Here is a 25,240-nt window from a genome sequence, read left to right as displayed (position 1 = left end):
TTCCTGTTCTTGCAAGGGGTGTCCAAGGGGGGCCTCAGCCCTTGTTGGCACCCAGGGTCAGACCGCTGACGAACTGCCGCTGCAGCGCGAAGTACACGATCAGGGTCGGGATAGCGGTCAACAGCGCACCCGCGGCAACCAGGTTGGGGTCGGTGAAGTACTGGCCGGAGAGGTTGTTGAGCGCCGAGGTGATCGGCATGTTCTCGCCGGTGGAGATCAGGACGAGGGCCCAGAAGAAGTCGTTGTAGATCCAGATGGAGAGCAGGGTGGCGAGGGCCGCCATCGCGGGGCGGCACAGCGGCAGCACGATCTGCCAGTACATCCGCCACACAGACGCGCCGTCGACGAGCGCGGCCTCGGTCAGCTCGTGCGGGAGCATCCGCATGTAGTTGGCGAGCACGAACGCGCAGAAACCCGACTGGAACGCGATGTGGATGAGGACCAGGCCGAGCGCGGAGTCGTACAGCTTCCCGGACTCGGTGATCCCCGGCAGGTCGATGAGCAGGTACATGCGGTACAGCGGCGTGATGATGACCTGCTGCGGGAGCAGGTTGCCCGCCGTGAAGATGAGCAGCAGGAACAGGTTGACGCGGAAGTCGAAACGGCTGACGTAGAAGGCGACCATCGACGACAGGAACAGCGTCAGCAGCACCGCCGGGACGGCGATGATCAGCGTGTTGACGAAGTAGTGCGACATGTCCGACTGCTGATACGCGTTCGTGAAGTTCGAGAAGCTCAGCTTGTCGGGCCAGGAGACATAGCCCTTGGTGCTGGTCTCGGCGTACGGGCGCAGCGCCGCGTAGACCGCCCAGAGCAGTGGTGCGAGCCAGGCCAGTGACATGACGACGAGGAACACGTGCAGCAGTACGCGGGCGGGGCGGACCGGGGCGCGCTGTTTCAACGACATGGAGGCGCTCATGCCCGCCGCTCCTTCCGGAAGGTGCTGATCAGATACGGGATGATCACGACGAGCGAGATCACCAGCAGGACGACGGCGATCGCGGAGCCGTAACCGATGCGGCTGGACTCGCCGATGATGTTGTTCGTGACCAGGATCGACAGCAGTTCGGTGCCCTGGGCGCCCTTGTTGAAGACGTACACGAGGTCGAAGGCGCGCAGCGACTCGATGATCGTGACGACCAGGACGATGGTGTTGGTGGGCCGCAGGGTCGGGAAGATGACGTTCTTGAACGTCTGCCACTCGTTGGCGCCGTCGAGCGAGGAGGCCTCGCGCAGTGACGGGTCGACGCCCTTCAGACCGGCCAGGTAGAGGATCATCATGTAGCCGGTGTGCCGCCAGGAGGCGGCGACGAGGATCGCCCAGAGGTTGAGGTCCGGGTCGCCGATCCAGTCGATGTAGTGGCCGGGCTTGTTGGCGCCGATCAGGCTGTTGATCAGGCCCGTGTCGGGGTTGTAGACCAGCTGCCAGACGAAGCCGATGACGGCCATCGACACGACGACGGGGAGGAAGAAGGCCGTCTGGTATACCCGGCTGAACCGGATGTTCTTGTCCAGCTGCACGGCCAGGAACAGGCCGAGCGGGGTCGGGATCGCGATGAGTACGGCGAACCAGATGACGTTGTGCTGGACGGCCGGCCAGAACTGCGGGTTGTCGGCGAAGAGGTCACGGAAGTTCTGCAGCCCGACCCACTTGATGGAGTCGAAGCCGATGCCGTCCCAGGTGGTGAAGGCCAGCCCGATCGAGGCGAAGGCCGTCACCCACACAAGGGCGATGTGCAGGAACGTCGGCAGGCCCGCCATGAAGCCCAGGGCCACCCGGTCACGGCGGGTCAGCAGCCTGCGGTGGCCCGAGGCCGGCTTGCGGCTCTGCGGGGACGAGGGCGTACCGGTACCGCCCGGGGGCGGCGTGTCGGCCGCCCCCGGGACCACGGGGATCGAATCGAAGGTGCTCATGAGGAGGCGAAGATCGTCTTCTTCTGGCGCTCGATGGACGAGAGCAGGCTGTCGATGCCCTTGGGGTCACGGATGAACTTCTGCAGCGCGGGCTGCATCACCGTGGAGGTGAAGTCCGGGCGGCTGTCGCGGTCCATGAACTGGGTGAGGTTCTTCGCGCCGCTGATCATCGCGTACGCCTTCTTCTGCAGGGCGCTGTACGAGGAGGTGTCGGCGGTGGTGGAGGCGGCGACGACGTTCGGGTCGGCCTTGAGGTAGATCTGCTCGGCCTCCGGAGTGCCCAGGAACTCGAGCAGCTGGACCGAACCGGCCTTGTTCTTCGGCGACTTGCTCAGCATGAAGCCGTCGGTCGGCGCCTCGACCGTGTCCTGCCCGAAGGACGGGTCGATCTCCGGGAAGGCGAAGAAGTCGAGGTCCTCAAGATCGGTCGCGTTCGTGAACTGCTGGCCCACGAAGGTGCCCAGCAGATACATGCCGGCCTTCTTCGAGACGAGGGTCTGGGCCGCGTCCTGCCAGGTGCGACCGGTCGATCCCTCCTGGCTGTAGGGAAGGATTTCGGCCCAGTTGTCGAACGTGGCGCGAACCTTCGCGTCGGTCCAGGACGCCTTTCCGGCCATCAGCTCGACGTGGAAGTCGTAGCCGTTGGTACGGAAGTTGATCTGGTCGAAGGTGCCGAGCGCGGGCCAGGCGTCCTTGTCGCCGAAGGCGATCGGGACCAGGCCGTCCTTCTGCATCTGCTTGCACAGTGCGATGAACTGCGCCCAGGTGGTGGGCACCTCGTAGCCGTGCTCCTTGAAGACGCTCTTCCGGTAGAACATCGCCCAGGGGTACGTGTACAGCGGCACGAAGTAGTACTTGCCGTCCGCGCCCTTGCTGAGCTGCTTCATCGCGTCGGGGAAGTTGCTCCCGATCTTCTGCCACACGTCGTCGATCGGGCTGGCCAGGCCCTTGCCCGCGAAGAACTGCATGCGGTAGCCGGCGAACCAGGTGAACACGTCGTCCGGGGTGCCCTGGAGGTAGGAGTTGATCTGCTCCTGGAACGTGTTGTGGTCCTTGGTGTTCACGTCGACCTTGACGCCGGTCTTCTTCGTGAACGCCGCGTAGATCTCGGCGAAGGCCTTCTTCGGGACGGCGTCCGACGAGTTCGAGCCGAGGGTGACGGTCTTCGTGTCGGAACTCGAGTCGCTGCCGCCGCAGGCGCTCAGCAGCGGAACGGCGGCGCCGAGTGCCGCCGCGCCGCCGACGCCGCGCAGCAGGGTGCGGCGGCTCGGACCCGGGACGGACAGACCGGAGGGGGTGTGGTGCATGACGGCTCCTGAGGACAGACCCCCCGAAACGGGGAGCAAGGTCACGACTACGCTGGGTCCATGCTGATCTAAATCGACCAGAAATCAACTTGACCGAACATCGTGGCGGCAATAACAGCCCTTGTTCGGCCCGTCGTCAAGAGCTGGCGCCCGCCGTTCCTGAAACGTGATGGACATAAAGGCGTGAATATTTGCTGACAACCAGATGGCAAACAGTCGACGCAAACCCTTCCCTCGGCCGTTCGGCCGAGGCGCGCGGCCCCGCCCACCACAAACGGTGACCTTTCAGCCGAGGCGGGCGGACCGGCCCGGAAGCGACATTGATGGTGATCACCCCCACCGTCAGCCGGAGCCGGCAGGAGCCCGCCCATGCCCAGCCCGAGCACGAGCACCGCCATGGCGCCCCCGGCGACCGGGAGGCGCATCCCCGGGTCCTCGCCCCGCACGCCGGTCCGCCGGGACGTCGTCCACCTGCTGGCCTGTGCTGTCTTCGCACTCGGTCCGGCGCTGGCCACGACCCTGCCCCCGCACCGGGTATGGGGCGTCTGCGCGGCGCTCGGCTACGGCACGGCGGCGATCCTGGCCGCCCGCTCCCCGCACCCCTGGAAGAGCCGGGCAGCACTGCGCGCGGCCACCGTCGGCGCGGTGCTGCTCCCCCTGGCCCTGCTGATCGCGCTCGGCGGCGCCCAGTCCGAGGTCGGGGTCGTCGAACACTCGGGCACTCTGCTGCTGCACACGGGCAGCCCGTACGCGCCCCACCCCGCCACCGTGGACGGCTACAACCCGTACCTGCCCGGTATGGCCCTCTTCGGCCTCCCCCACGCCCTCCTGGCCGGCACGCCACTGGCCCCGCTCACGGACGCCCGCCTGTGGTTCTGCGCGGCCTTCGCCGCGTGCGTGTACGCCACGACCAGGTTGCGTACGTCCAGTAGGCCCCAAAGGGTCGACTCGACCCGTACTACGGCCCTGCTGCTCTCCTTCCCCGCCGTGGCCCTGCCCCTCGCCGTCGGCGGGGTGGACCTGCCGGTGATCGGGCTGATGTGCCTGGGGCTCGCGCTGGCGGGCGGGGTCGGTTCCGGACCCGGAGCGGGGGTCGCGGCCGGGCTGGCGATGGGCGCCGCAGCGGCCCTGAAGTGGACCGCCTGGCCCCTCCTCCCGGTCGGTCTCGCCCTGATCGCCGTCACAGCGGGCCGCCGTACGGCCGTTCGAGCTACCGCGACCGCTCTCCTGACGTCCTCCGCAGCCGTCGTACCGGTCGCCCTGGCCGACCCTCGCGCCTTCGTCGAGCACGTGGTCCTGTTCCCGCTGGGCAAGGGCGGCATCCACTCCCCGGCGACGAGCCCGCTGCCCGGACATCTGCTCGCGGAGTACGTCCCGGGCGGCTTCGTCCTCGCGGTCGCCCTGCTGGTCGCGAGCGCCGTCGCGGTGACGGCGTCACTCGTGCTCCGGCCCCCGCACACGGTCCGCGCGGCGGCCGACCGCCTCGCCGTCGGCCTGGGCCTGGCGATGTGCCTGACACCGGCCACCCGGTTCGGCTATCTGGCGTACCCGATCGTCCTGGCGGCGTGGTTCCGCGTCGGCGCGACGGCGGCGGGGACACCTGCCGTCGGGTCGGGTCAGGTCCGGTCAGCCACCGATCCTCACCTTCCGCGACACGCTCACCTGATCGACGTCCGACGTCCGGATCGTCACCTTCATGGTCCAGGTGCCGGCGATCGGCAGGTTGAGGGTGTTGGTGCCCCAGTAGCCGCCCAGGTCGGTGACTTCGGCGTTGAGCGGGCCGATGTCCTTGCTGGGGAGGGAGAAGGAGATGCGGAGTTCGGGGACGATCGCGAAGCCGTCGTCGGGGCCGAACACCACCGCCTGCACGCTGTTCTCGCCGACCCGGCCGGGTTCGAGGGTGATCTGCACCTTGCCGTGCCCGCCCGGCGTACCGACGTCGAAGGGGATCGTCGTCGTGGTCGCGCTGATCACACCGGGTACGGGCGCGTCCTTGGCGGCCTCCGCCGCCTCGGCGGCGGCCCGGCCCGGCAGAGTGGTCGTCAGGACGGTCGTGATCACCAACACCGCGATGCCGACGGCCACTTCGGCCAGCACGGAGCGGCGGAGCCGACGCCGGTGGGAGGCGCTTACGGGGGCGGAAGTGTCGTCGTCCGAGGTGTCGTCGTCGGAAGTGCCAGCGTCGGAAGTGCCGCCCTCGGCAATGCCGGCGTCGCTCTCGCCGGACCGAGTCACCGGACCGCCGACCGTCTCCGGCACCCGCTCCGCGACCTTCGCCTCCGCCTCCGCCGCCTCCGGTACCAGCAGCCGGCCCGTCCACCGGCGCGAGAACCCGGCGGCCACCAGCAGCAGCGCCACCGCGCACATCTTGGCGATCAGGATGCGGCCGTACGACGTACCGGTGATCGCGTCCCAGGAGCCGAGGCCGCGCCAGGCCTGGTAGACGCCGGTGACGGTCAGGACGGCCACGGAGGCGAAGGCCAGCCGCGAGAAGCGGGTGACGGTGGACGCCGGGAGCGGCTCCTCCGCCTGGAGCAGGGTGAGCAGGGCCGCGAGGCCGCCCAGCCAGGCGGACATGGCGAGCAGATGCAGCACCGAGGACGTCATCGCCACCGGCACCTGGATACCGGCCGACGCGTGTTCGGCGGCGGCCCACGTCAGTGTGAGACCGAGGGCGAGCACACCTCCGGCGGCGAGCAGGACCGGTTTCGCCCGGTCGCCCGTCTCGCCATCGGCTCGCTGACGTCGCCGTACAACCACGGTCAGCAGTACGGCTGTTGCCGCGAGCAGAGCGAGCCGGACGAGGAGTGCCAGGCCGGGCCTGCTGGTCGCGGTGCGTTCCAGTGTCGACAGGTCGAAGGCGCCGGCGGGTGCGGTGCCGGCCTCGTACGGGCCGCGCAGCAGGAGCAGCGCGAGGGTGGCCACGAGGAGGGTCCACCAGCCCGTCAGGACCAGCCTGCGCAGGGGGTCCGTGCTCGACGGACGGCAGAGGAGGACGAAGACGACGGTACCGACGAGCAGCGCCAGAGCCGCGTACGCCAGATAGCGGACGATGTCGTAGAGGGCGCTGGTGGCCGCGTTCTCGGTGGGGCCGGTGTCGATGGTGGCCGGGGTCGCGGAGGGCTCGCCGATGGAGAAGGTGAAGGCGCCCGAGATGGGGTGACTGTCCGCCGAGACGACCCGCCAGGCCACGGTGAACGTGCCCTCGCCGAGGCCCCCCGGCAGGCTGACGCGCACCGCGTCGGAACGCCCGTCCACATGCTTGGCCTCGCCGGTGCTCACGCGCCGGCTGTCGGGGTCGAAGAGACGGAAGGAGTCGTCGAGCAGGGCGACGGACTCGGTGAAGGTCAGGGTGACCTGTCGGGGCGCGGACTTGAGGACGCTTCCGTCCTTGGGGTCGGTGTCGCGGAGAGCGGCATGCGCGGACGCGGTCCCCGCCCCGCCGACGAGGAGGAACAGGACCAGCATGGTGCCCAGCAGCGCCAGCCGCTGAACTCCCCGCGCGTTCCTCACCCCCCGGGTGTTCCTCACTACTCGGACGTTCCTTGTGCCCGTCCGCCCGCCGATCCCCGTGCGCTCGCCTCCTGCGGCTCGTCGGTCATCGCGCCCTTCGTTCCGTAGTCGGCCCACGTACCTTCTCCGTCTTCGGGACTTTTCGGCTCTCGTATACGTACGAACGATCCTGACGCCCCGCTCACCCCGCCGGAACCGTATTCGCCGTGGTCTTCACCACGTGGGACGGGCGGACACCCCTCCGTCCACGACCAGGTCGTGGCCGCTGACCCAGGACGCCAGCCGGGAGGCGAGGAACACGCACGCGTCACCGATGTCCTCGGGCCGCCCCAACCTCCTTACGGGCGCTGCCTGTTGCCAGCGCCGCATCCCCTCCGGCCAGTCGTCCGCCAGCCCTTCCCGGTCGATGAGCCCGGGCGAGACGGTGTTGACGCGGATCCCATACGGCCCGTACTCCAACGCCGCCGACCGGGCGTGCGCCACAACCGCCGCCTTCGAGGCGGAGTAGTGCGCGTGACCGGGCGCCGGATGCGCGGCCTCGATGGAGGCGATGTGGGTGACACTGCTGCCACTCCCGCTCCCGCCCCCACCCTGGCCCTCGCCCTCGCTCTGGCCCTGGCTGTCCTGCTCCCGCATGACCTCTGCCGCAGCCTGCGTACAGGCGAAGACACTGAGAAGGTTGGTGTCGACGACGGCACGCCAGTCCGCGACCGTCATCGCGGCCAGCTCCTGGACCGGCTGCACACCCGCGTTGTTGACCAGCGCGTCAAGCCGCCCGCCACCCCACTCGGCGGCCTCCCGCACCACCCGTCGGCACTCGTCCTCGACGGTGAGATCGCCCCGCAGCACGACGGCTCGTCCGCCCGACGCCTCGATCCGCGCGGCCACCTCCCGCGCACCCTCGTCCGATCTCCGGCAGTGCACGGCGACGGCGGCCCCCTCCGCCGCGAACCGCAGCGCGATCCCGCGCCCGATCCCGCCACCGCCTCCGGTGACAAGGGCGACCTGACCGGCGAGAAGACCCGCAGAGCTCACGGATGGACTGGTGGATGGGCTGGTGGATGGGCTCATGGGCGACACAGTGCCTCGATGCGAGCCGCCTCGGCCGGATAACGCGCGGCCAGTTCGACGGCGTCCCCGTGCTCGTACCCCTCGTACGTGAACCCGGGCGCCATCGTGCACCCGAAGAACGTCCACGCGCCGCCCTCGACGACCCGCGCGCCCATCCAGGTCCCGGCGGGAACGGTGAGCTGCGGCTCCTGCCCGTGCAGGAGACCGGGCCCGAGCACCGCCGTCCGGGAGGTGCCGTCCGGTGCGAGGAGCAGCAGTTCCAGCGGATCGCCGAGGTAGAAGTGCCAGACCTCGTCCGACGGCAGCCGGTGCAGCGCGGAGAAGTCGCCGGGCTCGGCGGTCAGCAGCGCGACGATCGCAGAGCCCTCCGGCCGCCCGTCGGCCCGCTCGGGCCCCGCCCACGTACGCCGGAACAGCCCGCCCTCACGCGGGATCGGCTCCAGGCCGTAGTGGGCGATCAGATCGGCGGGCGTCGGATGTCCTGTCGGGTGTCCTGAAGTCGGGGTCACCCGGGAAAAGCTACCTCCCGGGTAAGAAACGCCAGTTGAGCGCGCTTCTCCGGCAGGTACACGTCCGGCAGGTCGATCCCGGACGTACCGGGCGGCGGCCCCGCGCGCGCTGAGGTCGGTGAGCCCGGGGACTGCTGACATAACGACTCGGGAACTCCCGGAACAGCATGCAACCTTCTGTGAGACCGCTGTGTCCAAAGAGGCGACTGGTGTTCGAGCCCGTCCACACCAAGGAGTTCTGTTGCGCAGAGCCGTCATGGCGACAGCCGTGCTGACCACAGCCGTCGCCGCCACGCTCACCCCCACGGCCTCATCGGCCGCCGCCCCTTACAAGGGCGCCAACACCGCCGCCGTCCAGGACGACTTCAACGGCGACGGTTACCGCGACCTGGCCGTCGGCGCCCCGGGCGCGGCGAACGGCAGCGTGGAGGCGGCCGGGGCGGTCGTCGTCCTGTGGGGCGGGAAGTCCACGGTGAGCGTGACGCGCCGGACCGTCATCACACAGGCGACCACCGGTATCCCCGGCAACCCCGAGCAGGGGGACCGCTTCGGCGAGACGGTGGCCAGTGCCGACCTCGACCGCGACGGCTACGCGGACCTGCTGATCGGTTCGCCGTCCGAGGCCGTCGGCAACAACGACGTGCGGGGCTCCGTGACCGTCGTGTGGGGCGGCTCGGGCGGCCTCAGGAGCGGTGTGGAGATCACTCCGCCCGCCGGCTACGGCAAGGACCGGACGTTCTGCGGCTTCGGCACGAACATCACCACCGGCGACATGAACGGCGACGGCGCCCCCGAACTCACCATCGGCTCCCGCTGCGAGGGCACCTCCTACACGGGCCCCTTCAAACGCACCGGGAAGGCTGCGGCCAACTACCTGGATCGCCGCCTGGGCGACGCCCGGGGCGTCGTGATGGGCGATGTCGACGGCGACGGCCGGGCGGAGCGGTTCTGGCTGCCCGGGCCGACGGACGGCGACAGCCGCGGCCCGGTGTTCCTCGAACAAGGACCGCCGGACGAGTCGGCCCCCTGGGAGAACAAAGCGCTCGAACTCCCCTACGCCGCCGGCCACACCGGCCGCATCGGCGACATCAACGGCGACGGTTACGGCGACCTGGTCACCGGCATCGCCGACGACGAGTCCCTCGCCGGCACGAGGGATGCCGCCCACCGAGGCGGCGAGATCCAGGTCCTCTACGGCAGCGCCCAGGGCATCACCGCTGCCCAGCGCCCGAAGGTCTTCCACCAGGACACCCCGGGCGTCCCGGGCAGCGCCGAGAACGCCGACATGTTCGGCCAGTCCCTCAGCATCGGCGACGTGAACAAGGACGGCTACGCCGACGTCCTGATCGGCTCTCCGAACGAGGGCGTGGCCAACAAGGAGGGCGCCGGTACGGCCGTACTCCTGCGCGGCTCCGCCAGGGGCCTGACAACGGCCGGGGCGACGGGCTACACCGAGAACACGGCCGGCGTGCCGGACACCGCCGAGGCGTACGACGGCTTCGGCACCTCGGTCCACCTGGCCGACCTGAACCGCGACGGCCGGGCGGAAACGGTCGTCGGCATCCCGGGCGAGAACATGGACGGCTGCCTCTGGCTCGCCCGCGGCTCGGCCTCCGGCCCGGTCGTCAACGGCTCCCACACCCTGTGCGGCAGGAACACCGGCATCACGGTCCACTTGTCGGACGCCCTCTTCGGGACATCCCTGACCAGCCCGTACGTATACCTCTGACCGCCGTACGAGTCGCCCGGCCCCTCCATGGAGCCATGTCCCACACGCGGCCGGGCGACCGTCGGGGCATGATCGGCCCATGGACGTCACTCTCCACCTCGCCCAGGACCCCGAGGCCGACGCGCTCCTCGGCCGCAGTCCGCTCGCCGCGCTGACCGGAATGCTGCTGGACCAGCAGGTTCCGATGGAGTGGGCGTTCAAGGGGCCGGCGACCATCGCCCAGCGCCTCGGCGCCGACGATCTCGACGCGCACGAGATCGCGGCGTACGACCCCGAGGCCTTCGCCGCGCTCCTCTCCGACAAGCCGGCCGTGCACCGGTACCCGGGCTCGATGGCCAAGCGCGTCCAGCAGCTCTGCCAGTACCTCGTCGAGCACTACGGCGGTGACGCCGAGGGAGTCTGGCGGGACGCGGCGACCGGCGAGGAGCTGCTGAAGCGCCTCAGCGACCTGCCGGGCTTCGGCAAGCAGAAGGCCCAGATCTTCCTGGCCCTCCTCGGCAAGCAGCTCGGCGTCCGGCCCGAGGGCTGGCGCGAGGCCGCCGGCGCGTACGGCGAACCGGAGTCCTTCCGCTCCGTCGCCGACATCACCGGCCCCGAGTCCCTGACGAAGGTCCGGGCCCACAAGCAGGAGATGAAGGCGGCGGCGAAGGCCGCGAGGGCCTCCGGCAAGTAGGCGCCGAGCGGGCGACGGGGCCCGGTGCCCGGTGGCTACCGCCGTCGCCGCGCCGCATACCCCGTCACCCACGGGACAGCGACCCGGCCCAGGTGAGAGCCGTTCGACGACCGGCGTCGTACGGCTCCCACTTATTGCCTCGCGTCAGCGCCTTGGCCACCTCGACGCGGTCGACAAAACAACGCAGAAAGTCACGCTTCTCAGTGAGCGGTGCCGATGGCCACCCGCCTGCCCCATACGCTCTCGACTTGCTCAGCAGGTCTGCCGCCGAACCGAATCGAGCACCCGCTTCGACGAGAAGCTCCACCGCTCCCGGTTGCCCCTCGTCGGCACACGCAACCTCGGACAGGACTCGCTGGGACACGTACTCCTCAAGATGCTCGCGCTTGATGCTGTTACCTCCGTGGTGTCCCCCCGTCGCCCCTTTGGGCCGGGAGCAGCGGTACGAGGCTGTGGCGCCCACGGTGCCGTTGCTGACCATGGTCGCCCCGCACACGCAGTACAGGACACCCAGTCCGCCCAGGAGAGAACCAGACCGCGGACCGCCCTTCCCCGGCCCTCTCGTGTCCAGCCACGACTGGAGCCGCTCCCAGTCATCGATGTCGAGGACAGGCTCATGACTCATCACCGGCATCTGCGTCTGCGGGTCCACGAGGCTGCGGTACCCGACGACAGAGCGCCGGGCTCTTGTGCCGTCCGACGACTGCGGACCGTAGACCGGCTCCACCACATGCCCGATCAGCCGTGGATCCCTCAGGATCCGTTTCAGCGTGGACACCTCCCAGAGTGAAGGCCCACGTCTGCCTCCCACCGCGGTGGGACCTCCGGCACGCCACTTGTCGGAGAGTCGGGCGGTCTTCGTCCGCACTCCCGCCGCGTTCAACTCCGCGCAGATGCCCGACAGCGAGCCAGGGTGACGTTCCCCGCCCGACACCTCTTCATCCTTGTGGGTAAGAATCCGGCGTACGACATCGCGAACGACCTCGGCTTCCTCCGGCACCACGATCAGCTGCCGAATCGTCAGCCCGTCCCTGCGGGCCTCGGTCACCGCGTATCCGAAAGGCGGCACACCACCGACCCATGACCCCGCTTCCCGCAGGACCCGCTTCGTGTCGCTCACGTGACGTGCCCGGTTCAGGCTCTCCTGATGTGCCGCCTCCAGGTGTCGGACCAACTCCTCTGTGGTGCCGGGGCCGTACGTGCCTTCGGCCACCGAGACCACCGTTACACCGAGCCCGTGGAGTCCGGCGACAAGAGACCGGGCTGCTTCCGCGTCCTGCCGGGTCAGACGGCTCAGATAGTTGACGACCACCACGTCCACACGGCCGTTCCGCACATCGGCCAGCATTCGCCCGAACTCCGGGCGGACCGAATCCGTGCGGTACGCCGAGACCGCCTCGTCCACGTACGCGCCCTCGTAGCGGTAGCCACGCGCGATCGCCTCTGCGCGGCACGCAGTGAGCTGCGCCCGCACGGACCCGGCCGACTTGTCCGGTCGGCCGAGACTCTGCCGCGCATACCCGACAGCTGTCTTTCGATCATCCATAGGGGAAATGTGCCAACAACCAGATCACACCCACCCCTTTTGACCGATATTGGTCACGATCTGCACGCAGTTGCCTTGCACGGCCCTAGCCGGGAGGCTGCGCCCGGAACGTCTGGACCGGTAGGCTTTCCGTGTGATCTTCAAGCGCATCGGAAACGGCCGGCCGTACCCCGACCACGGCCGGGAAAGCACCCGGCAGTGGGCGGACGTCGCGCCGCGCCCGGTCCGCCTCGATCAGCTCGTGACGACCAAGGGCCAGCTCGACCTGGAAACCCTGCTCGCCGAGGACTCGACGTTCTACGGCGACCTCTTCGCGCATGTCGTGAAGTGGCAGGGCGACCTGTATCTGGAGGACGGTCTGCACCGCGCTGTCCGGGCGGCCCTCCAGCAACGCCAGGTGCTGCACGCCCGCGTCCTCGAAATGGACTGACGGATTACCTGACGGATGGCCCGACGGATCGCCTGACGGCCGTCCTCACGACGCTTATTGGCCCTTTCGGGTAGTACTGCGGTCGGGTCAATGATCATTTAGTAGGCATCGGTGCCCGGGCCCACTACGCTGCGCCCATGAGCATGCTGACTCCCCCCGGAATGGGCGGCCAGTACCGCATCACGGGGGACAAGTACCCGCGGATGCGCCGACCCCGGGGGCGCCGCAGGTTCGTGCTCGGACTCGTGGCCTCCGTCGCCGCCCTCGGCCTGATCGGCTGGGGCACCTTGCAGCTCATCGACGTCTTCACCGGCGGCGGCAGCAAGGCAACGGCAGCGGGACCGAAGTCGGACTGCGCCACCAGGGCAACCCCGACGGCGACACCGCCGACGGCTCCCAGAGTTCTGCCCGAGCCCGGCCGGATCACCGTCAACGTCCTGAACGCCACGCCCCGCAGCGGCCTGGCCAAGCAGGCCGCGGACGAGCTGAAAAAGCGCGGCTTCCGCATCGGCGACGTCGGCAACGCGCCCAAGGCCTACGACAAGAAGATCGCCGGAGCCGGGATAGTGCTCGGCGCGAAGTCGGCCGCCCAGGCCGCCCTGCCCGTGCTCGGCACCCAGCTCGCCGGCGCCCAGGTGAAGACCGACGCGCGCACCTCGGCCACCGAGGTCGACCTGCTCATCGGCACCAAATTCACGGCCCTGACCAGCAAGAAGGACGCCGACCAGGCACTGGCCGCGCTGGCCGGTCCCGCGCCGACGCCCTCCAGCACCCAGAAGGGCTGCTGAGCCTCGTACTCCGTACTGCCTGTTGGTACTACCGGTACTACTCGGCCGCGCCGTACAGCCGGTCGCCCGCGTCTCCGAGGCCCGGGACGATGTAGCCGTGCTCGTTCAGGCGCTCGTCGATCGAGGCCGTCACGACGGTGACCGGGGCGCCCGCCAGCTCGCGTTCCATCACCTCGACGCCCTCCGGGGCGGCCAGGAGGACCACGGCCGTCACATCGTCGGCGCCGCGCTTGATGAGTTCCTGGATCGCCGCCACCAGGGTGCCGCCGGTGGCGAGCATCGGGTCGAGGACGTACACCTGGCGCCCGGAGAGGTCCTCCGGCATGCGGGTGGCGTACGTGGACGCCTGGAGCGTCTCCTCGTCGCGCACCATGCCCATGAAGCCCACCTCGGCGGTCGGCAGCAGCCGGACCATGCCGTCCAGCATGCCGAGACCGGCCCGCAGGATCGGCACCACCAGGGGGCGCGGGTAGGACAGCTTGACGCCCGTGGTCGAGGCGACCGGAGTCGTGATGTCGACCTGTTCGGTACGCACGTCGCGCGTGGCCTCGTAGGCGAGCAGGGTGACCAGCTCGTCGGCGAGACGGCGGAAGGTCGCGGAGTCGGTGCGCTGGTCGCGCAGGGTGGTGAGCTTGTGGGCGACCAGAGGGTGGTCGACGACGTGGAGACGCATGTCCCTAACAGTAGCCGGGGTCCAGCACAGCGGCCTGCTCCCCCATACAGCGGTTCCGCTTCCCCGTACAGCGACTCCACTCCTCCCTCACTCTTCCGCTGGCATCAAACCGCCCGACGGAGGGAAGGTGGAGGGACGGATTGGGGGTGCTGCCCATGTCTGACCACGAACCCGTCCATGCACCCGACCACACACCCGACCAGGACCGGAAGGCGTCGGAGACCGAGGCCGAGAGGCGTCGGCGCCGGGCCGTCTTCCTGCGCGAGCTGACCGAGGCCCGCGAGTTGCGCGACCGTGTACAGCCCCGCCGCGCCAAGACCGCGCGCCTTCGCCACGCCATGCGTATGCGTACGTTCCGCTGGTAGCAGGCGCGTTGAGGGGGTAGCCGTGCAGGGGCGCTGACGGAAGCCGGTTACGATCCGCTGGTGGCGGCAACGAGAGCGCTGCTGAAGGGCTCGGCTGACAACCGATCAAAAGAGCCGGACACAGGGTGCCGAAGACGTCCCCTGAACGCTCCGTTTCTGCCACGATGCCGAGTGGGTGGGGCTCGGCGAACAGCCTTCCCCGCCCGTAACCTCCGCCGGGGGGACCCCCAACGGGCACGCCTAGGAACAGTGGGAGAGTCACGGTGTACTTCGCCGCAGTGCTCGCGCGCACCGAAGACGGGTGGGAAGCGAGCGACACAGAGCTCGACGATGTGGAAACCCTGTCGGACCTGGCCGAACTGGCCCGTGAAGCCTCCCCCGAGGACGACACGGTGCTGGTGCTCATCGAGCAGGAGGACGCCTGGTTCGGCGTCGTCCGCATCGACGGCGAGGACGACCCCCGGATCTACGTCTCGGACGCCGCCGCCGCTTCCCGTAGTTCGTACGGTGAGATCCTGCTCACGGCCGAGCTGCTCGGCCGCGATCCGGACGCCGACGAACCTGATCTCGACGCCCTCGTCCTCGACCTCGACGGCACCGAGGACGGTGAGTCGGACGCCGATCCGGACACCGACTCGGACTCCGCCGACGACGACGAGGAGACCGGCGTCCCCGCCGACGCGGTGCCGCACGGCCCCGTGGGGGACCCCGTGATCCTCGACGACCTCGGCGTCGGCGAGAAGGAACTGCGCGCCCTGGACGCCGACGACGCGCTGAGCGCGATCGCCGAGGCCCTGGGAGCGTCGGAGGTCCTGGAGACGGTGCGCTGAGCCGAGAGGGCCTGATCGACGAAGGGGCGCCCGACCCCGTACGTGATCCGTGGCGGGCCGCGATGCGGCTCGCCCTGGCCGCGGCCGGGCGGGCCGCCCTGGGCGGTGACGTCCCCGTCGGCGCCGTCGTCCTGGCCGCCGACGGCACGACGGTGCTCGCGACCGGGCACAACGAGCGCGAGGCGACGGGCGATCCGACCGCGCACGCGGAGGTCCTCGCGCTCCGGCGGGCCGCGGAACGGCTCGGGGAGTGGCGGCTGTCCGGTTGCACGCTCGTCGTGACGCTGGAGCCCTGCACGATGTGCGCGGGCGCCCTCGTGCAGTCACGGGTCGACCGGGTCGTCTACGGCGCCCGGGACGAGAAGGCGGGCGCGGCCGGCTCCCTCTGGGACGTCGTACGCGACCGCCGCCTCAACCACCGCCCCGAGGTGATCGGCGACGTCCTCGCGGACGACTGCGCCGGCCTCCTCACCACCTTCTTCCGCCACGACCGCTGACCGGTGACTGATCACCTGGCCGACCGCTGATTCACCGGCGGGGGACGACGATAAACGGATTTCGGACCATGCCACACCGTGCTGTAAGGTTCCCCTCGGTAGCGTGTCCGAGCGGCCGAAGGAGCTCGCCTCGAAAGCGAGTGTGGCGCAAGTCACCGAGGGTTCAAATCCCTCCGCTACCGCTGTAGAAGGGCCTCGCCGGACGGCGGGGCCTTTCGTGCGACATCAGTCGGGTGTCGTGCGGTCCGGTCTGGTCGGGTCTGAGGGGGAGGCCGCCGTGGCGGTGAATGCGAAGAAGATCGCCGTCTACGCGGTTGTGGTCTTCATCCTGTATGTGATCATCACGGACCCGAGGAAGGCCGCCGACTACGTCCAGATAGCGTTCGAAGGAATCTCGAACGCGGCCAGCGCCATAGGCGACTTCATGACCTGGATCGCCGACGGCGCCAAGTAGGGGAGTGCATGTGATCCGCCATCTGGTCCTCTTCAAGCTCAACGAGGGCGTCCAGCGCGACGAACCGCGGGTCGTGGCGGGTGTCGAGGCCTTCCGCGCCCTGCCCGGCCAGATCGGTGAACTCCGCTTCTGGGAGTGCGCCTGGAACATCACCGACCGCCCCATCGCCTACGACTTCGCGATCAACTCGGCGGTGGAGGACAAGGACGCGCTGGTGCGGTACCTGGAGCACCCGGCCCATCAGACGGCTGCCGGACCGTGGCGCGAGTTCGCCACCTGGGTGATCGCCGACTACGAGTTCTGAGCCGTACGGCCGCACAGGCGACGACCCCGCACCGGAACGGTGCGGGGTCTTTTTACGTCTTATGGTCCAACTCTCACTCAACACGGTGTTATGGGGTGCTTGCACACAGTGCACATGTCTTGTGATGCTATGACCGCTTTTGACGGATGAGTTGACCGATGAGTTGACCGATGAAGAGGTGGCCTTGACCGTGTCGGCCAGTACTGCGCCACCCCAGGAAGCCACTGCCCGAGAAGCCGCTGTCCAAGAAGCCGCACCTCAGGAGCCCACCCCCCAGCGGAGCCGAGGGGCTGACACCCGGGCCCTCACCCAGGTGCTCTTCGGCCAGCTCAAGATGATGGATCCGGGTACGCCGGAGCACAACCGCGTGCGGGGGGCGCTCATCGAGGCGAACATCCCGCTCGTGCGCTACGCCGCCGCCCGCTTCCGCTCCCGCAACGAGCCGATGGAGGACGTCGTCCAGGTCGGCACCATCGGCCTGATCAACGCCATCGACCGGTTCGACCCGGACCGGGGTGTCCAGTTCCCGACGTTCGCGATGCCGACCGTCATCGGCGAGATCAAGCGGTACTTCCGGGACAACGTCCGCACGGTCCATGTACCGCGCCGGCTGCACGAGTTGTGGGTGCAGGTCACCGGGGCGACGGAGGACCTGACGACGGCGTTCGGCCGCACCCCGACGACCGGCGAGATCGCCGAGCATCTGCGGATCAGCGAGGACGACGTGCTGTCCTGCATCGAGGCCGGCCGCTCGTACCACGCGACCTCGCTGGAGGCCGCTCAGGAGGGCGACGGGCTGCCGGGCCTGGTCGACCGGCTCGGCTTCGAGGATCCCGCGCTGGACGGCGTGGAGCACCGCGACCTGGTCCGGCATCTCCTGGTCCAGCTCCCAGAACGCGAACAGCGCATCCTGCTGCTGCGTTACTACAGCAACCTCACCCAGTCGCAGATCAGCGCGGAACTGGGTGTCTCGCAGATGCACGTGTCCCGGCTACTGGCCCGTAGCTTCGCGCGACTGCGCTCCGCGAACCGCGTCGAGGCGTAGTCGGGGACGGCACCGTGACGTCTCCGGTCGCGCCCCCGGAGACGTCACCGGACACGTAACCGGATACAGGAGCGAGTCGTCACCTGGGAGAGCGAATCGCTCAGTGACGCATTTCCCGACATTTCTGGGGTTAAAAACTGCCAGACCCCCTTTTTCCAGGGCGGATTCGCGTCCCACATGTCGACATGTAACTACAGCGTGTTGCCGACATGTGACATTCTCCGTGAAGAGCGTTTGCCGTGGCTCCGGCTCCGGTATTCAGGTGAAGGCTGCGTTCCTCAGATCGGAACGTCCGCCGCGACCGTCCGCGACCCAAAGGGGGTGGCATGTCCGCAGACCAGGGCAGCTCCAAGGTGCTCACGCTCACGAAGAGCGAGTCGGCGCCCGCCGAGCTTCACGACGTCCCGGCCCTCGTAGTGGAGGTCGAGGCAGAGGCAGCCCCGGCCACCCAGGCCCTCCCGCCCGCTCCACCGACCACGGGTGCCATCGACACCCGCACGCTGTCCCGTTCCCTGTTCCTGCGGCTCGCCGCCCTCGACGAGAACAGCCCCGAGCGTACGTACGTCCGGGACACCCTCATCGAGCTGAACCTCCCCCTCGTCCGGTACGCGGCGGCACGCTTCCGCTCCCGGAACGAGCCGATGGAGGACATCGTCCAGGTCGGCACCATCGGCCTGATCAAGGCGATCGACCGCTTCGACTGCGAACGCGGCGTCGAGTTCCCGACGTTCGCGATGCCGACCGTCGTGGGCGAGATCAAGCGCTTCTTCCGCGACACGTCGTGGTCGGTGCGGGTACCGCGCCGCCTGCAGGAGCTACGCCTGGCCCTCACCAAGGCCAGCGACGAGCTCGCCCAGAAGCTGGACCGCTCCCCCACGGTGCCCGAACTCGCCGTAGTGCTGGGCGTGTCCGAGGAGGACGTGGTCGACGGCCTCGCTGTCGGCAACGCGTACACGGCCTCGTCCCTGGACTCCCCGGCCCTGGAGGACGACGGCGGCGAGGGCTCCCTGGCCGACCGCCTCGGCTACGAGGACACGGCACTGGAGGGCGTGGAGTACCGCGAGTCCCTGAAGCCGCTGCTGGCCAAACTGCCGCCCCGTGAGCGCCGGATCATCATGTTGCGCTTCTTCGCCAACATGACCCAGTCGCAGATCGGCGAGGAGGTCGGCATCTCCCAGATGCACGTGTCACGCCTCCTGACCCGGACCCTGTCCCAGCTCCGCGAGGGCCTGATCTCCGACTGAGGTCCGGCCGAGGGCTCGCTGAGGGGTCCTGCAAGTCCTGCGGGTCCTGCGGGTCCTGCAAGTCCTGTGGGTTCACTTCTGACGGAGCATCAGCGACGATGACGCGATGCTTCGACAGACCCGCGCGACGCATACGACGCATGACCGCCGGGGCGCCATCGCCCTGACCACCTCGGCGGCCGTCGTGGCCTGTGCCCTGACAGGGGTGTTGGCGGCGTGCGGGGTCAGTGGCGGACCCGACGAGGCGTACGTCCCGGTCGAGCGACCGGCGATCGGCGGTACGGCGGTTGCTCCCACCGGGGAGGTGACGTTCGTACCGCTGGAGGGACCCGAGTCGGAAACAGTGGTGCCCAACTCGCCGTCCCGGCAGACGAGTCGGCCGCTCACGCCCTCAACGGCGCCCGGATCGCCGCCCGTTCCGGCAGCAGGCTCCAACTCGGCCCGTACAAGCACGAATCCGGCGACTCCCGCGCCGACGTCGACGCAGACCTCCGTCTCGACACCGCCGCCGGCACCGACGACACCGGAGCCGTCACCGCCCATCGGTCCCGCGTACCTGACCACGGGTGCGCCGGTACGCGAGCCCACGGACAAGCGCTGGTGCGAGAAGGTGACTCTCGCCTTCCACAACACCGGCGGCTCACCGGTGCGTTCGGGCACGGTGACCTTCGGTACGCACATCATCGACCTGCTCGGCATCGACTGGGCGACGATCGGGTCGACCGTGGCGCTCCCGACGCCGATCGGGCCGGGTGCGAGGCGGGAGCAGAGCTGGACGGTGTGCGTGGAGGAGTGGCGCGTGCCGTGGGGGATGCGGGTGGAGACGCGCGTGGCCGGGGTGGAGTGGGCGTAGGGGAGTGCGCGGAGGAAGCGCCGGTCCCCGCCGCCCGTTATCCGATCCGCAGTTCGTACCGCAGGCGTTGCCGATGGGCGGGCATGGTCATCAGGTCGGCCTGGAGGGGGCGGTCCTCGGCGTCCAGGGTGAGCCGGGTCAGCCGTAGGACGGGGGCGTCCGGGCCGACGCGCAGCGCCTGTTGCTCCGCCGCGCCGGGCAGCCCGGCCGTCACGTCCTCGCGTACCCGTACGCCCACGTGCCCGAGGCGCGCGAGCAGGGTGACTGCCCCGCCGGGGATCTTGGCGAGGCCGGCGAGTGCGGTGCCTCCGGCGATGTGGACGGGGTAGTAGGTGTTCGTCAACTCACAGGGCTCACCGTCGAGTTCGATCACCCGACGCCGTACGACCACGGCCTCGCCCTCGGCGACACCGAGCAGCCCGGAGACCTCCTCGGACGCCGGCACCTCCCCGGCGTGGACGATGCGCTGTGTGCCCCGACGCCCCTTCGCGGCGGCTTCCTCGCTCCAGGTGTCGCCCTGCCCGCTCACCCGCGGCGCCAGATAGGGCATGGAGGTGCTGACCCAGCCGTCTGCGCGGTCCATGGCGGCACGTCCTTCGCTCGGAAGCGGCGCAGGCCGCGCCCATGGATCGCTCGTGGGTCTCAGTGGGCCTCCGGAACGCGCCGGCCGTGTCGCCGGCGCGGATTCCGTCGGTTCTACTTCAGCGCCAGCCAGGCCACCGCCGCGACCACCAGTACGGCGACGACAACGCCGACGATCAGGCCGACGCGGGGGCCCGCAGGGGCGGGTGCCTGGCGGCTGCCGCCCTGGGGGGTCTCGTCGACGAACGCTCGGAACATCTGGGTGCTGCCCGCGGGGTCGTAGTTGCCCTCGGGGCCCTCGGTGTTGGCCATGATGCGAGACCCTAGCGAACCCGACGGCGCCCGCCCAAGTTGGGCCCCGCTCCCGCCGCCCCCACCTGCGCGTTTACGTTCGCCAATACGTGCCTTTGCCAAGTTTTTAGCCCACCCCTTCCTCATTTCATTTGCCTGCAGCAACCAATCTTTTCTATGGTTGCCCCAAGCAACGAATACGCATACAGCGCATACAGCGGCGGGCAGGACTCAGGGGGTGTGGTGGCCGAGCAGACGCAGTACGAGGAGTTGGCGCGTCAGTTCAGTGCCTTCGGTGCCGTGAAACGGGAGATGGGGCGGGTCATGCCGCCCGAGTGTCCCAGCGGTTCCGGCGTCGTGCTGATGCTGCTCGACCGGTACGGGGACATGCGGATGAGCCGGCTCGCCGAGCTGCTCGCCGTCGACATGTCCGTGACCAGCCGTCATGTCGCGCACGTCGCCGTGCGCGGCTGGATCGAGCGGCTCCCCGACCCCGCCGACAAACGCTCCCGCATTCTGCGGCTGACGCCCTCCGGGCGCACGCAGATCGGCGAGCTGTCACGGCGGTCCACCGAACTGCTGGCCCACCGGCTCGCCGACTGGAGCGACGACGACGTCGGGCAGCTCACCCGGCTCATGGGGCGGCTCCGGGAGAGCTTCGGCGCGCAACAAGCGACGCAGCAAACGACGTAACAGCCGACGTGCCAGCCGACGTGACAAGCGACGTGGCAAACGACGTAACAGCCGACGTGCCAGCCGACGTGACAAGCGACGTGGCAAACGACGTGGCAAACGACGTAAAGACGCACAAGACGCAGCACAGACAAGGAAGTTCAATGGCAACGACCACACCGGCCGGTGTGCGGGCGGCACACGCCAAGCACGGGGGAGGCTCCCACGGCTCCGCCGACGGCGCGCCGATGTCGCACCGGCAGATTCTGGAAGCGCTCACCGGGCTGCTGCTCGGCATGTTCGTCGCGATCCTGTCGTCGACGATCGTCTCCAACGCCCTGCCCGACATCATCAAGGACCTCGGCGGCGGCCAGAGCGCCTACACCTGGGTCGTGACCGCGTCGCTGCTCGCGATGACCGCGTCCACCCCGCTGTGGGGCAAGCTCGCCGACCTCTTCTCCAAGAAGCTGCTGATCCAGTTCGCGCTCGTCATCTTCGTGCTGGGCTCGGCTGCCGCCGGGCTCTCGCAGAACGCGGGCATGCTGATCACCTTCCGTGCCGTGCAGGGCGTCGGCATGGGCGGGCTCTCGGCTCTCGCCCAGATCATTCTCGCGGCGATGATCTCCCCGCGTGAGCGCGGCCGGTACAACGGCTACCTCGGCGCCACCTTCGCGACCGCGATGGTCGGCGGCCCGCTGATCGGCGGTGTCATCACCGACACCAGCTGGCTGGGCTGGCGCTGGTGCTTCTACGTCGGCGTGCCCTTCGCAATCGTCGCCCTCGTCGTGCTCCAGCGGACCCTGCACCTGCCCGTCGTGAAGCGCAGGGCCAAGGTCGACTGGACCGGTGCCTTCTTCATCACCGCGGCCGTCTGTCTGCTGCTGGTCTGGGTGACCTTCGCCGGCGACAAGTACGACTGGGTGTCGTGGCAGACGTACGCGATGATCGGCGGCACGGTCGCGCTGCTCGGGATCTTCGTCCTCGTCGAGTCGAGGGCCAGTGAGCCGATCATCCCGCTGCGGCTCTTCCGCAACCGCACGATCACCCTCGCCTCGCTCGCGTCGCTCTTCGTCGGCATCGCGATGTTCGCGGGCACCATCTTCTTCAGCCAGTACTTCCAGCTGGCCCGCGACAAGTCGCCGACCATGTCCGGCGTCATGACGATCCCGATGATCGGCGGCCTGTTCGTCGCATCCACCGTCTCCGGCCAGGTCATCACCCGTACGGGACGCTGGAAGGCGTGGCTGCTCGCCGGCGGTGTGCTGGTGACGGCCGGACTCGGTCTGCTGGGCACCCTGCGCTACGACACCCCGTACTGGCACGTCGCCGTCTACATGGCGCTGCTCGGCCTCGGCGTCGGCATGATGATGCAGAACCTCGTGCTCTGCACCCAGAACCAGGTCTCCCCCTCCGACCTGGGGGTCGCCAGCTCGGTGGTCACCTTCTTCCGTTCCCTCGGCGGCGCGATCGGCGTCTCCGCGCTGGGCGCGGTCCTCGCCCACCGGATCACCGACCACCTCAAGGACGGTCTGGCCACCATCGACCCGAAGTACGCGTCGGCGCTGACCGGTTCCACCTCCAACACCATCCCCGACCTCGACGCGCTGCCCGCGCCGCTGCGCACGGTCATCGAGGGCGCATACGGCCACGGCATCGGCGACGTCTTCCTCTACGCCGCCCCGGCCGCCCTGCTCGCGCTCGTCTTCTCCCTCTTCATCAAGGAGGTCCCGCTGCGGACCAAGGGCGCGCTGGCGCAGGCCGCGGAGGAGAAGAACGGTGTCTCCTCCGTCCCGGTCGCCCCGATCTCTGCGACGGAGACCGTCGCCACGGTGGCTGTCGATGCCGCCGCGCCCGTCGAGCCCGTCGACACGCCTGCCGGTGGCGGGATTCCGGTACGCGGTCACGTGCACGGTGCCGAGAGCGTGCCCGTTCCGCAGGCCGCCGTCACGCTGATCTCCCTCACCGGACGTCAGCTGGGCCTCGCGGTCACGCAGGGGGACGGCGCCTACGCGCTGGACGCGCCGGGCACGGGCTCGTACGTCCTGATCGCCTCGGCGGACGGGTTCCAGCCGCAGGCCTCGACCGTCGTCGTGAACGGCGAGCCGGTCGCGTACGACATCCTGCTCAGCGGCACCAGCGGGCTCGGCGGGCTGGTGCGCGGCGCCGAGACCGGGGTGCCCGTCGAGGACGCGATGGTCATCGTCACCGATGTGCGCGGGGATGTACTGGCCACCGGGACGACCGGTGAGCAGGGCGAGTTCGCGTTCGCCGAGCTGGTGCCGGGTGCCGTGACCGTCGCCGTGAACGCCGACGGGTACCGGCCGCGGGCGCTGCCCGTCGAGGTCGGCGGCACGGGGGTCACCCGGGTCGAGGTGGAACTGGCGTCCGGGGCGCACGTGCGGGGTGTCGTACGGGCGCCGCACGGGCTGCTCGGGGACGCGCGGGTCACGCTCGTCGACGCGGCGGGCAACGTGGTCGGCTCGGCGACGACCGGCACGGACGGGGCGTACGCCTTCGCCGATCTGGACAGCGGCGAGTACACGGTCATCGCGACCGGCTACCCGCCGGTGGCCACCGCCCTCACCGTCACCGGCCGCGGCGCCGACGACCACGACATCGAACTCGCCCACCCGGGCGGGGAGTGACGGGGAGTTGCGGGACATGACAGGCGTCACAGGCATCACAGGCGTCACAGGGCTGAGCGCGCGGGTTCGTACGCGGGACGGGTGGGCCGTGTCGCACGCCGTCGTCACCGTGACCGACGCGACCGGGCGGCAGGTGGTGCGGGCCGGGGCCGACGCGGACGGGGTCGTGCGTGACGCGACCCCGCTCGCACCCGGCGCGTACACCGTGATCGTGACGGCCGTCGGATACGCGCCCACCGCGTCCACCGCCCTCGTCACCGCGAGCCGGCGGACCGAGGTCGGTACCGTCACCCTCGCCCGGCTGGGCGGCGGTGCCGAACTGCCGCCGCCGGGGCCGTGGACCGTCGACCCGGCCCACTCGTCCGTCGGGGCGGTCGCCCAGCACCTGGGCATCTCCAGCGTGCACGGACGGTTCACCGAGTTCACGGCGACGATCGGGATCGCACCGGACGACGTCGCCAAGTCCCGGGTGGATGCGGTGATTTCGGCCGCCTCGATCGATACGGGGAACGCGACGCGGGACGAGCATCTGCGGTCCGCCGACTTTCTGGACGCCGAGCGGCATCCGGACATCGCGTTCCGCTCGACGGGTCTCACCCCGGCCGCCGGTCCCGACCGCTGGACCGTCCACGGCGAGCTGAGCATGCGCGGTGTCGTACGGCCCGTCGACCTCGACCTCGCCTACCTCGGCACCGGCACCGACCCCTGGGGCGGCACGCGGGCCGCGTTCCGGGCGACGACGGATCTGCGGCGCGAGGACTTCGCCATGAACTACAACCAGGTGGTGCGGACGGGGATCGCGGCGATCGGTACGACGTTGAGGGTGGAGATCGAGGTTCAGGCGGTGCAGGGGCCTGCGCTGCCGACAGCGTGACTGTTTGGCGTGACTGATTGAGACGGGCTACAGGAGTCGGAGCAGCCGGGGCGGGACGAAGAGGTGCCGGGCTCGGTGTTCCTCGGCGTTCATCACGGCCGCGGGCATCCAGTCGGGCCGTCCCTCCGCCTTCACCAGGGACTCCTGTCGTTCGGCGCAGGTCGCGCAGCCCGGATCCCACGGGGACAGCAACTCGGCGTGCGTGTCGGCGAGATGACGGCCTAGCCTGATCTGCGTTCCCAGGACGCTGTCGGTGAAGTCCCAGTCGACGGAGGCGTCTTCAGCCGTCAACCCGGCCACTTCGGCCTGTACGTGGCGCATCTCCTCGTAGAGCCGGACGCAGTCGGTGCAGTCCCACATCCAGTCGGGGAGAAGGGGCCACTGTTCCGCATTGCCGTCGTTCTCACCGTGGCTCGAACCATTGCCCATAC

27 protein-coding genes, 1 tRNA gene and 2 pseudogenes are annotated in these 25,240 nt (G+C 69.6%); 17 read left to right on the top strand and 13 right to left on the bottom strand.

Annotated elements, in window-relative coordinates:
- Nucleotides 1-34 precede the first annotated feature (34 nt).
- The 4 genes from G3I71_RS39220 to G3I71_RS51700 form a co-directional block, all read right to left on the bottom strand.
- The gene (locus G3I71_RS39220; protein WP_164322657.1) at nt 35-919 is read right to left on the bottom strand and encodes a carbohydrate ABC transporter permease; all 885 of its coding nucleotides are present in this window, start codon (nt 917-919) and stop codon (nt 35-37) included.
- Entirely contained in the window at nt 916-1,914 is a 999-nt protein-coding gene (locus tag G3I71_RS39215) for a carbohydrate ABC transporter permease (protein WP_164322654.1), read from the bottom strand. Before G3I71_RS39215 ends, G3I71_RS39220 begins: the two co-directional genes overlap by 4 nt.
- On the bottom strand, nt 1,911-3,221 hold the full coding sequence (locus tag G3I71_RS39210; RefSeq protein WP_164322652.1) for an ABC transporter substrate-binding protein: 1,311 nt from the start codon (nt 3,219-3,221) through the stop codon (nt 1,911-1,913). The genes G3I71_RS39215 and G3I71_RS39210 overlap by 4 nt, the downstream gene beginning before the upstream one ends.
- A gap of 560 nt (nt 3,222-3,781) precedes the next feature.
- Nucleotides 3,782-3,958, bottom strand: coding sequence for a hypothetical protein (locus G3I71_RS51700; protein ID WP_239149604.1), 177 nt, complete (start codon nt 3,956-3,958; stop codon nt 3,782-3,784).
- Nucleotides 3,959-4,019: 61 nt separating this feature from the next.
- Here G3I71_RS51700 and G3I71_RS51695 point away from each other — a divergent pair.
- Nucleotides 4,020-4,724, top strand: a pseudogene (locus G3I71_RS51695) (glycosyltransferase 87 family protein); the annotation flags it as partial.
- A 123-nt stretch (nt 4,725-4,847) separates the two neighbouring features.
- On the opposite strand, the gene G3I71_RS39200 reads toward G3I71_RS51695, so the two are convergent.
- The 4 genes and pseudogenes from G3I71_RS39200 to G3I71_RS51690 all read right to left on the bottom strand — a co-directional run.
- Nucleotides 4,848-6,689, bottom strand: coding sequence for a copper resistance CopC/CopD family protein (locus tag G3I71_RS39200; protein WP_164322700.1), 1,842 nt, complete (start codon nt 6,687-6,689; stop codon nt 4,848-4,850).
- Between the two features lie 258 nt (nt 6,690-6,947).
- Entirely contained in the window at nt 6,948-7,805 is an 858-nt protein-coding gene (locus G3I71_RS39195; protein WP_164322650.1) for an SDR family NAD(P)-dependent oxidoreductase, read from the bottom strand.
- Nucleotides 7,802-8,314: a cupin domain-containing protein gene (locus G3I71_RS39190; protein WP_164322648.1), complete on the bottom strand. Its 513-nt coding sequence runs from the start codon at nt 8,312-8,314 to the stop codon at nt 7,802-7,804. Before G3I71_RS39190 ends, G3I71_RS39195 begins: the two co-directional genes overlap by 4 nt.
- A pseudogene (locus G3I71_RS51690) lies at nt 8,311-8,391 on the bottom strand (siderophore biosynthesis protein); the annotation flags it as partial. The pseudogene G3I71_RS51690 and the gene G3I71_RS39190, both read right to left, overlap by 4 nt.
- A 164-nt stretch (nt 8,392-8,555) precedes the next feature.
- On the opposite strand from G3I71_RS51690, the gene G3I71_RS39180 reads away from it, so the two are divergent.
- The gene (locus tag G3I71_RS39180) at nt 8,556-10,043 is read left to right on the top strand and encodes an FG-GAP-like repeat-containing protein (protein WP_164322646.1); all 1,488 of its coding nucleotides are present in this window, start codon (nt 8,556-8,558) and stop codon (nt 10,041-10,043) included.
- 79 nt (nt 10,044-10,122) lie between these two features.
- Nucleotides 10,123-10,716 (top strand): HhH-GPD-type base excision DNA repair protein, encoded by a 594-nt coding sequence (locus G3I71_RS39175; RefSeq protein WP_164322644.1) that lies wholly within the window; start codon nt 10,123-10,125, stop codon nt 10,714-10,716.
- 64 nt (nt 10,717-10,780) lie between these two features.
- Here G3I71_RS39175 and G3I71_RS39170 read toward each other — a convergent pair whose 3' ends face one another.
- Nucleotides 10,781-12,262: a recombinase family protein gene (locus tag G3I71_RS39170; protein ID WP_164322642.1), complete on the bottom strand. Its 1,482-nt coding sequence runs from the start codon at nt 12,260-12,262 to the stop codon at nt 10,781-10,783.
- Nucleotides 12,263-12,395: 133 nt separating this feature from the next.
- On the opposite strand from G3I71_RS39170, the gene G3I71_RS39165 reads away from it, so the two are divergent.
- Nucleotides 12,396-12,692 (top strand): type II toxin-antitoxin system VapB family antitoxin, encoded by a 297-nt coding sequence (locus G3I71_RS39165; protein ID WP_006377352.1) that lies wholly within the window; start codon nt 12,396-12,398, stop codon nt 12,690-12,692.
- 137 nt (nt 12,693-12,829) lie between these two features.
- Entirely contained in the window at nt 12,830-13,480 is a 651-nt protein-coding gene (locus G3I71_RS39160; RefSeq protein WP_164322640.1) for a LytR C-terminal domain-containing protein, read from the top strand.
- Between the two features lie 37 nt (nt 13,481-13,517).
- Here G3I71_RS39160 and upp read toward each other — a convergent pair whose 3' ends face one another.
- Nucleotides 13,518-14,153, bottom strand: coding sequence for a uracil phosphoribosyltransferase (upp, locus tag G3I71_RS39155; protein WP_164322639.1), 636 nt, complete (start codon nt 14,151-14,153; stop codon nt 13,518-13,520).
- Nucleotides 14,154-14,308: 155 nt separating this feature from the next.
- Between upp and G3I71_RS39150 the strand changes: the two genes are divergently transcribed.
- The 9 genes from G3I71_RS39150 to G3I71_RS39115 all read left to right on the top strand — a co-directional run bounded on the left by G3I71_RS39150 (nt 14,309) and on the right by G3I71_RS39115 (nt 19,745).
- On the top strand, nt 14,309-14,518 hold the full coding sequence (locus tag G3I71_RS39150; protein ID WP_164322637.1) for a hypothetical protein: 210 nt from the start codon (nt 14,309-14,311) through the stop codon (nt 14,516-14,518).
- Between the two features lie 263 nt (nt 14,519-14,781).
- Complete coding sequence (locus tag G3I71_RS39145) at nt 14,782-15,348, top strand: hypothetical protein (RefSeq protein WP_164322635.1); 567 nt, start codon at nt 14,782-14,784, stop codon at nt 15,346-15,348.
- A 62-nt stretch (nt 15,349-15,410) separates the two neighbouring features.
- Entirely contained in the window at nt 15,411-15,845 is a 435-nt protein-coding gene (gene tadA, locus G3I71_RS39140; protein ID WP_239149603.1) for a tRNA adenosine(34) deaminase TadA, read from the top strand.
- 97 nt (nt 15,846-15,942) lie between these two features.
- Nucleotides 15,943-16,027: transfer RNA gene (locus G3I71_RS39135), tRNA-Ser, on the top strand.
- 95 nt (nt 16,028-16,122) lie between these two features.
- Nucleotides 16,123-16,299 carry a hypothetical protein gene (locus G3I71_RS50490; protein ID WP_343243196.1) on the top strand — a complete coding sequence of 59 codons (177 nt, stop codon included), beginning with the start codon at nt 16,123-16,125 and terminating at the stop codon, nt 16,297-16,299.
- A 10-nt stretch (nt 16,300-16,309) separates the two neighbouring features.
- Nucleotides 16,310-16,603, top strand: coding sequence for a Dabb family protein (locus G3I71_RS39130; protein ID WP_164322633.1), 294 nt, complete (start codon nt 16,310-16,312; stop codon nt 16,601-16,603).
- Nucleotides 16,604-16,781: 178 nt separating this feature from the next.
- Nucleotides 16,782-17,648: an RNA polymerase sigma factor SigF gene (locus G3I71_RS39125; RefSeq protein ID WP_343243199.1), complete on the top strand. Its 867-nt coding sequence runs from the start codon at nt 16,782-16,784 to the stop codon at nt 17,646-17,648.
- 326 nt (nt 17,649-17,974) lie between these two features.
- Nucleotides 17,975-18,892, top strand: a complete 918-nt coding sequence (locus G3I71_RS39120; protein ID WP_164322628.1) for an RNA polymerase sigma factor SigF — start codon at nt 17,975-17,977, stop codon at nt 18,890-18,892.
- Nucleotides 18,893-18,998: 106 nt separating this feature from the next.
- On the top strand, nt 18,999-19,745 hold the full coding sequence (locus tag G3I71_RS39115) for a hypothetical protein (protein ID WP_164322626.1): 747 nt from the start codon (nt 18,999-19,001) through the stop codon (nt 19,743-19,745).
- A 37-nt stretch (nt 19,746-19,782) separates the two neighbouring features.
- On the opposite strand, the gene G3I71_RS39110 is transcribed toward G3I71_RS39115, so the two are convergent.
- Both G3I71_RS39110 and G3I71_RS39105 read right to left on the bottom strand, forming a co-directional pair.
- Nucleotides 19,783-20,328 carry a GntR family transcriptional regulator gene (locus G3I71_RS39110; RefSeq protein ID WP_164322624.1) on the bottom strand — a complete coding sequence of 182 codons (546 nt, stop codon included), beginning with the start codon at nt 20,326-20,328 and terminating at the stop codon, nt 19,783-19,785.
- 113 nt (nt 20,329-20,441) lie between these two features.
- Nucleotides 20,442-20,639, bottom strand: a complete 198-nt coding sequence (locus G3I71_RS39105) for a hypothetical protein (RefSeq protein ID WP_164322622.1) — start codon at nt 20,637-20,639, stop codon at nt 20,442-20,444.
- A gap of 222 nt (nt 20,640-20,861) precedes the next feature.
- On the opposite strand from G3I71_RS39105, the gene G3I71_RS39100 reads away from it, so the two are divergent.
- From G3I71_RS39100 to G3I71_RS39090, 3 genes are all read left to right on the top strand, one after another.
- Nucleotides 20,862-21,311 (top strand): MarR family winged helix-turn-helix transcriptional regulator, encoded by a 450-nt coding sequence (locus G3I71_RS39100; protein ID WP_164322620.1) that lies wholly within the window; start codon nt 20,862-20,864, stop codon nt 21,309-21,311.
- A 143-nt stretch (nt 21,312-21,454) separates the two neighbouring features.
- Nucleotides 21,455-23,935 (top strand): MFS transporter, encoded by a 2,481-nt coding sequence (locus G3I71_RS39095; protein ID WP_203732540.1) that lies wholly within the window; start codon nt 21,455-21,457, stop codon nt 23,933-23,935.
- 16 nt (nt 23,936-23,951) lie between these two features.
- Nucleotides 23,952-24,809, top strand: coding sequence for a YceI family protein (locus tag G3I71_RS39090; protein WP_164322618.1), 858 nt, complete (start codon nt 23,952-23,954; stop codon nt 24,807-24,809).
- 27 nt (nt 24,810-24,836) lie between these two features.
- Here G3I71_RS39090 and G3I71_RS39085 read toward each other — a convergent pair whose 3' ends face one another.
- Nucleotides 24,837-25,238 carry a hypothetical protein gene (locus G3I71_RS39085; protein WP_164322616.1) on the bottom strand — a complete coding sequence of 134 codons (402 nt, stop codon included), beginning with the start codon at nt 25,236-25,238 and terminating at the stop codon, nt 24,837-24,839.
- Between the last annotated feature and the right edge of the window lie 2 nt (nt 25,239-25,240).

The sequence above is a fragment of the Streptomyces sp. SID12501 genome, assembly GCF_010550245.1.
In the GTDB taxonomy this organism is placed as follows: domain Bacteria; phylum Actinomycetota; class Actinomycetes; order Streptomycetales; family Streptomycetaceae; genus Streptomyces.
The sequence above is the reverse complement of the archived record's forward strand: the minus strand, read 5'-3'. Positions and strand labels throughout refer to the sequence as shown.

Coding starts and splice junctions, on each gene's coding strand:
- G3I71_RS39220 (WP_164322657.1), bottom strand. CDS start 919: ATGAGCGCCTCCATGTCGTTGAAACAGCGCGCCCCGGTCCGCCCCGCC.
- G3I71_RS39175 (WP_164322644.1), top strand. CDS start 10,123: ATGGACGTCACTCTCCACCTCGCCCAGGACCCCGAGGCCGACGCGCTC.
- G3I71_RS39115 (WP_164322626.1), top strand. CDS start 18,999: ATGCTTCGACAGACCCGCGCGACGCATACGACGCATGACCGCCGGGGC.
- G3I71_RS39120 (WP_164322628.1), top strand. CDS start 17,975: ATGTCCGCAGACCAGGGCAGCTCCAAGGTGCTCACGCTCACGAAGAGC.
- G3I71_RS39210 (WP_164322652.1), bottom strand. CDS start 3,221: ATGCACCACACCCCCTCCGGTCTGTCCGTCCCGGGTCCGAGCCGCCGC.
- tadA (WP_239149603.1), top strand. CDS start 15,411: ATGCGGCTCGCCCTGGCCGCGGCCGGGCGGGCCGCCCTGGGCGGTGAC.
- G3I71_RS39150 (WP_164322637.1), top strand. CDS start 14,309: ATGTCTGACCACGAACCCGTCCATGCACCCGACCACACACCCGACCAG.
- G3I71_RS39090 (WP_164322618.1), top strand. CDS start 23,952: ATGACAGGCGTCACAGGCATCACAGGCGTCACAGGGCTGAGCGCGCGG.
- G3I71_RS39105 (WP_164322622.1), bottom strand. CDS start 20,639: ATGGCCAACACCGAGGGCCCCGAGGGCAACTACGACCCCGCGGGCAGC.
- G3I71_RS39200 (WP_164322700.1), bottom strand. CDS start 6,689: ATGCTGGTCCTGTTCCTCCTCGTCGGCGGGGCGGGGACCGCGTCCGCG.
- G3I71_RS39160 (WP_164322640.1), top strand. CDS start 12,830: ATGAGCATGCTGACTCCCCCCGGAATGGGCGGCCAGTACCGCATCACG.
- G3I71_RS39095 (WP_203732540.1), top strand. CDS start 21,455: ATGGCAACGACCACACCGGCCGGTGTGCGGGCGGCACACGCCAAGCAC.
- G3I71_RS39215 (WP_164322654.1), bottom strand. CDS start 1,914: ATGAGCACCTTCGATTCGATCCCCGTGGTCCCGGGGGCGGCCGACACG.
- G3I71_RS39110 (WP_164322624.1), bottom strand. CDS start 20,328: ATGGACCGCGCAGACGGCTGGGTCAGCACCTCCATGCCCTATCTGGCG.
- G3I71_RS39195 (WP_164322650.1), bottom strand. CDS start 7,805: ATGAGCCCATCCACCAGCCCATCCACCAGTCCATCCGTGAGCTCTGCG.
- upp (WP_164322639.1), bottom strand. CDS start 14,153: ATGCGTCTCCACGTCGTCGACCACCCTCTGGTCGCCCACAAGCTCACC.
- G3I71_RS39085 (WP_164322616.1), bottom strand. CDS start 25,238: ATGGGCAATGGTTCGAGCCACGGTGAGAACGACGGCAATGCGGAACAG.
- G3I71_RS39170 (WP_164322642.1), bottom strand. CDS start 12,262: ATGGATGATCGAAAGACAGCTGTCGGGTATGCGCGGCAGAGTCTCGGC.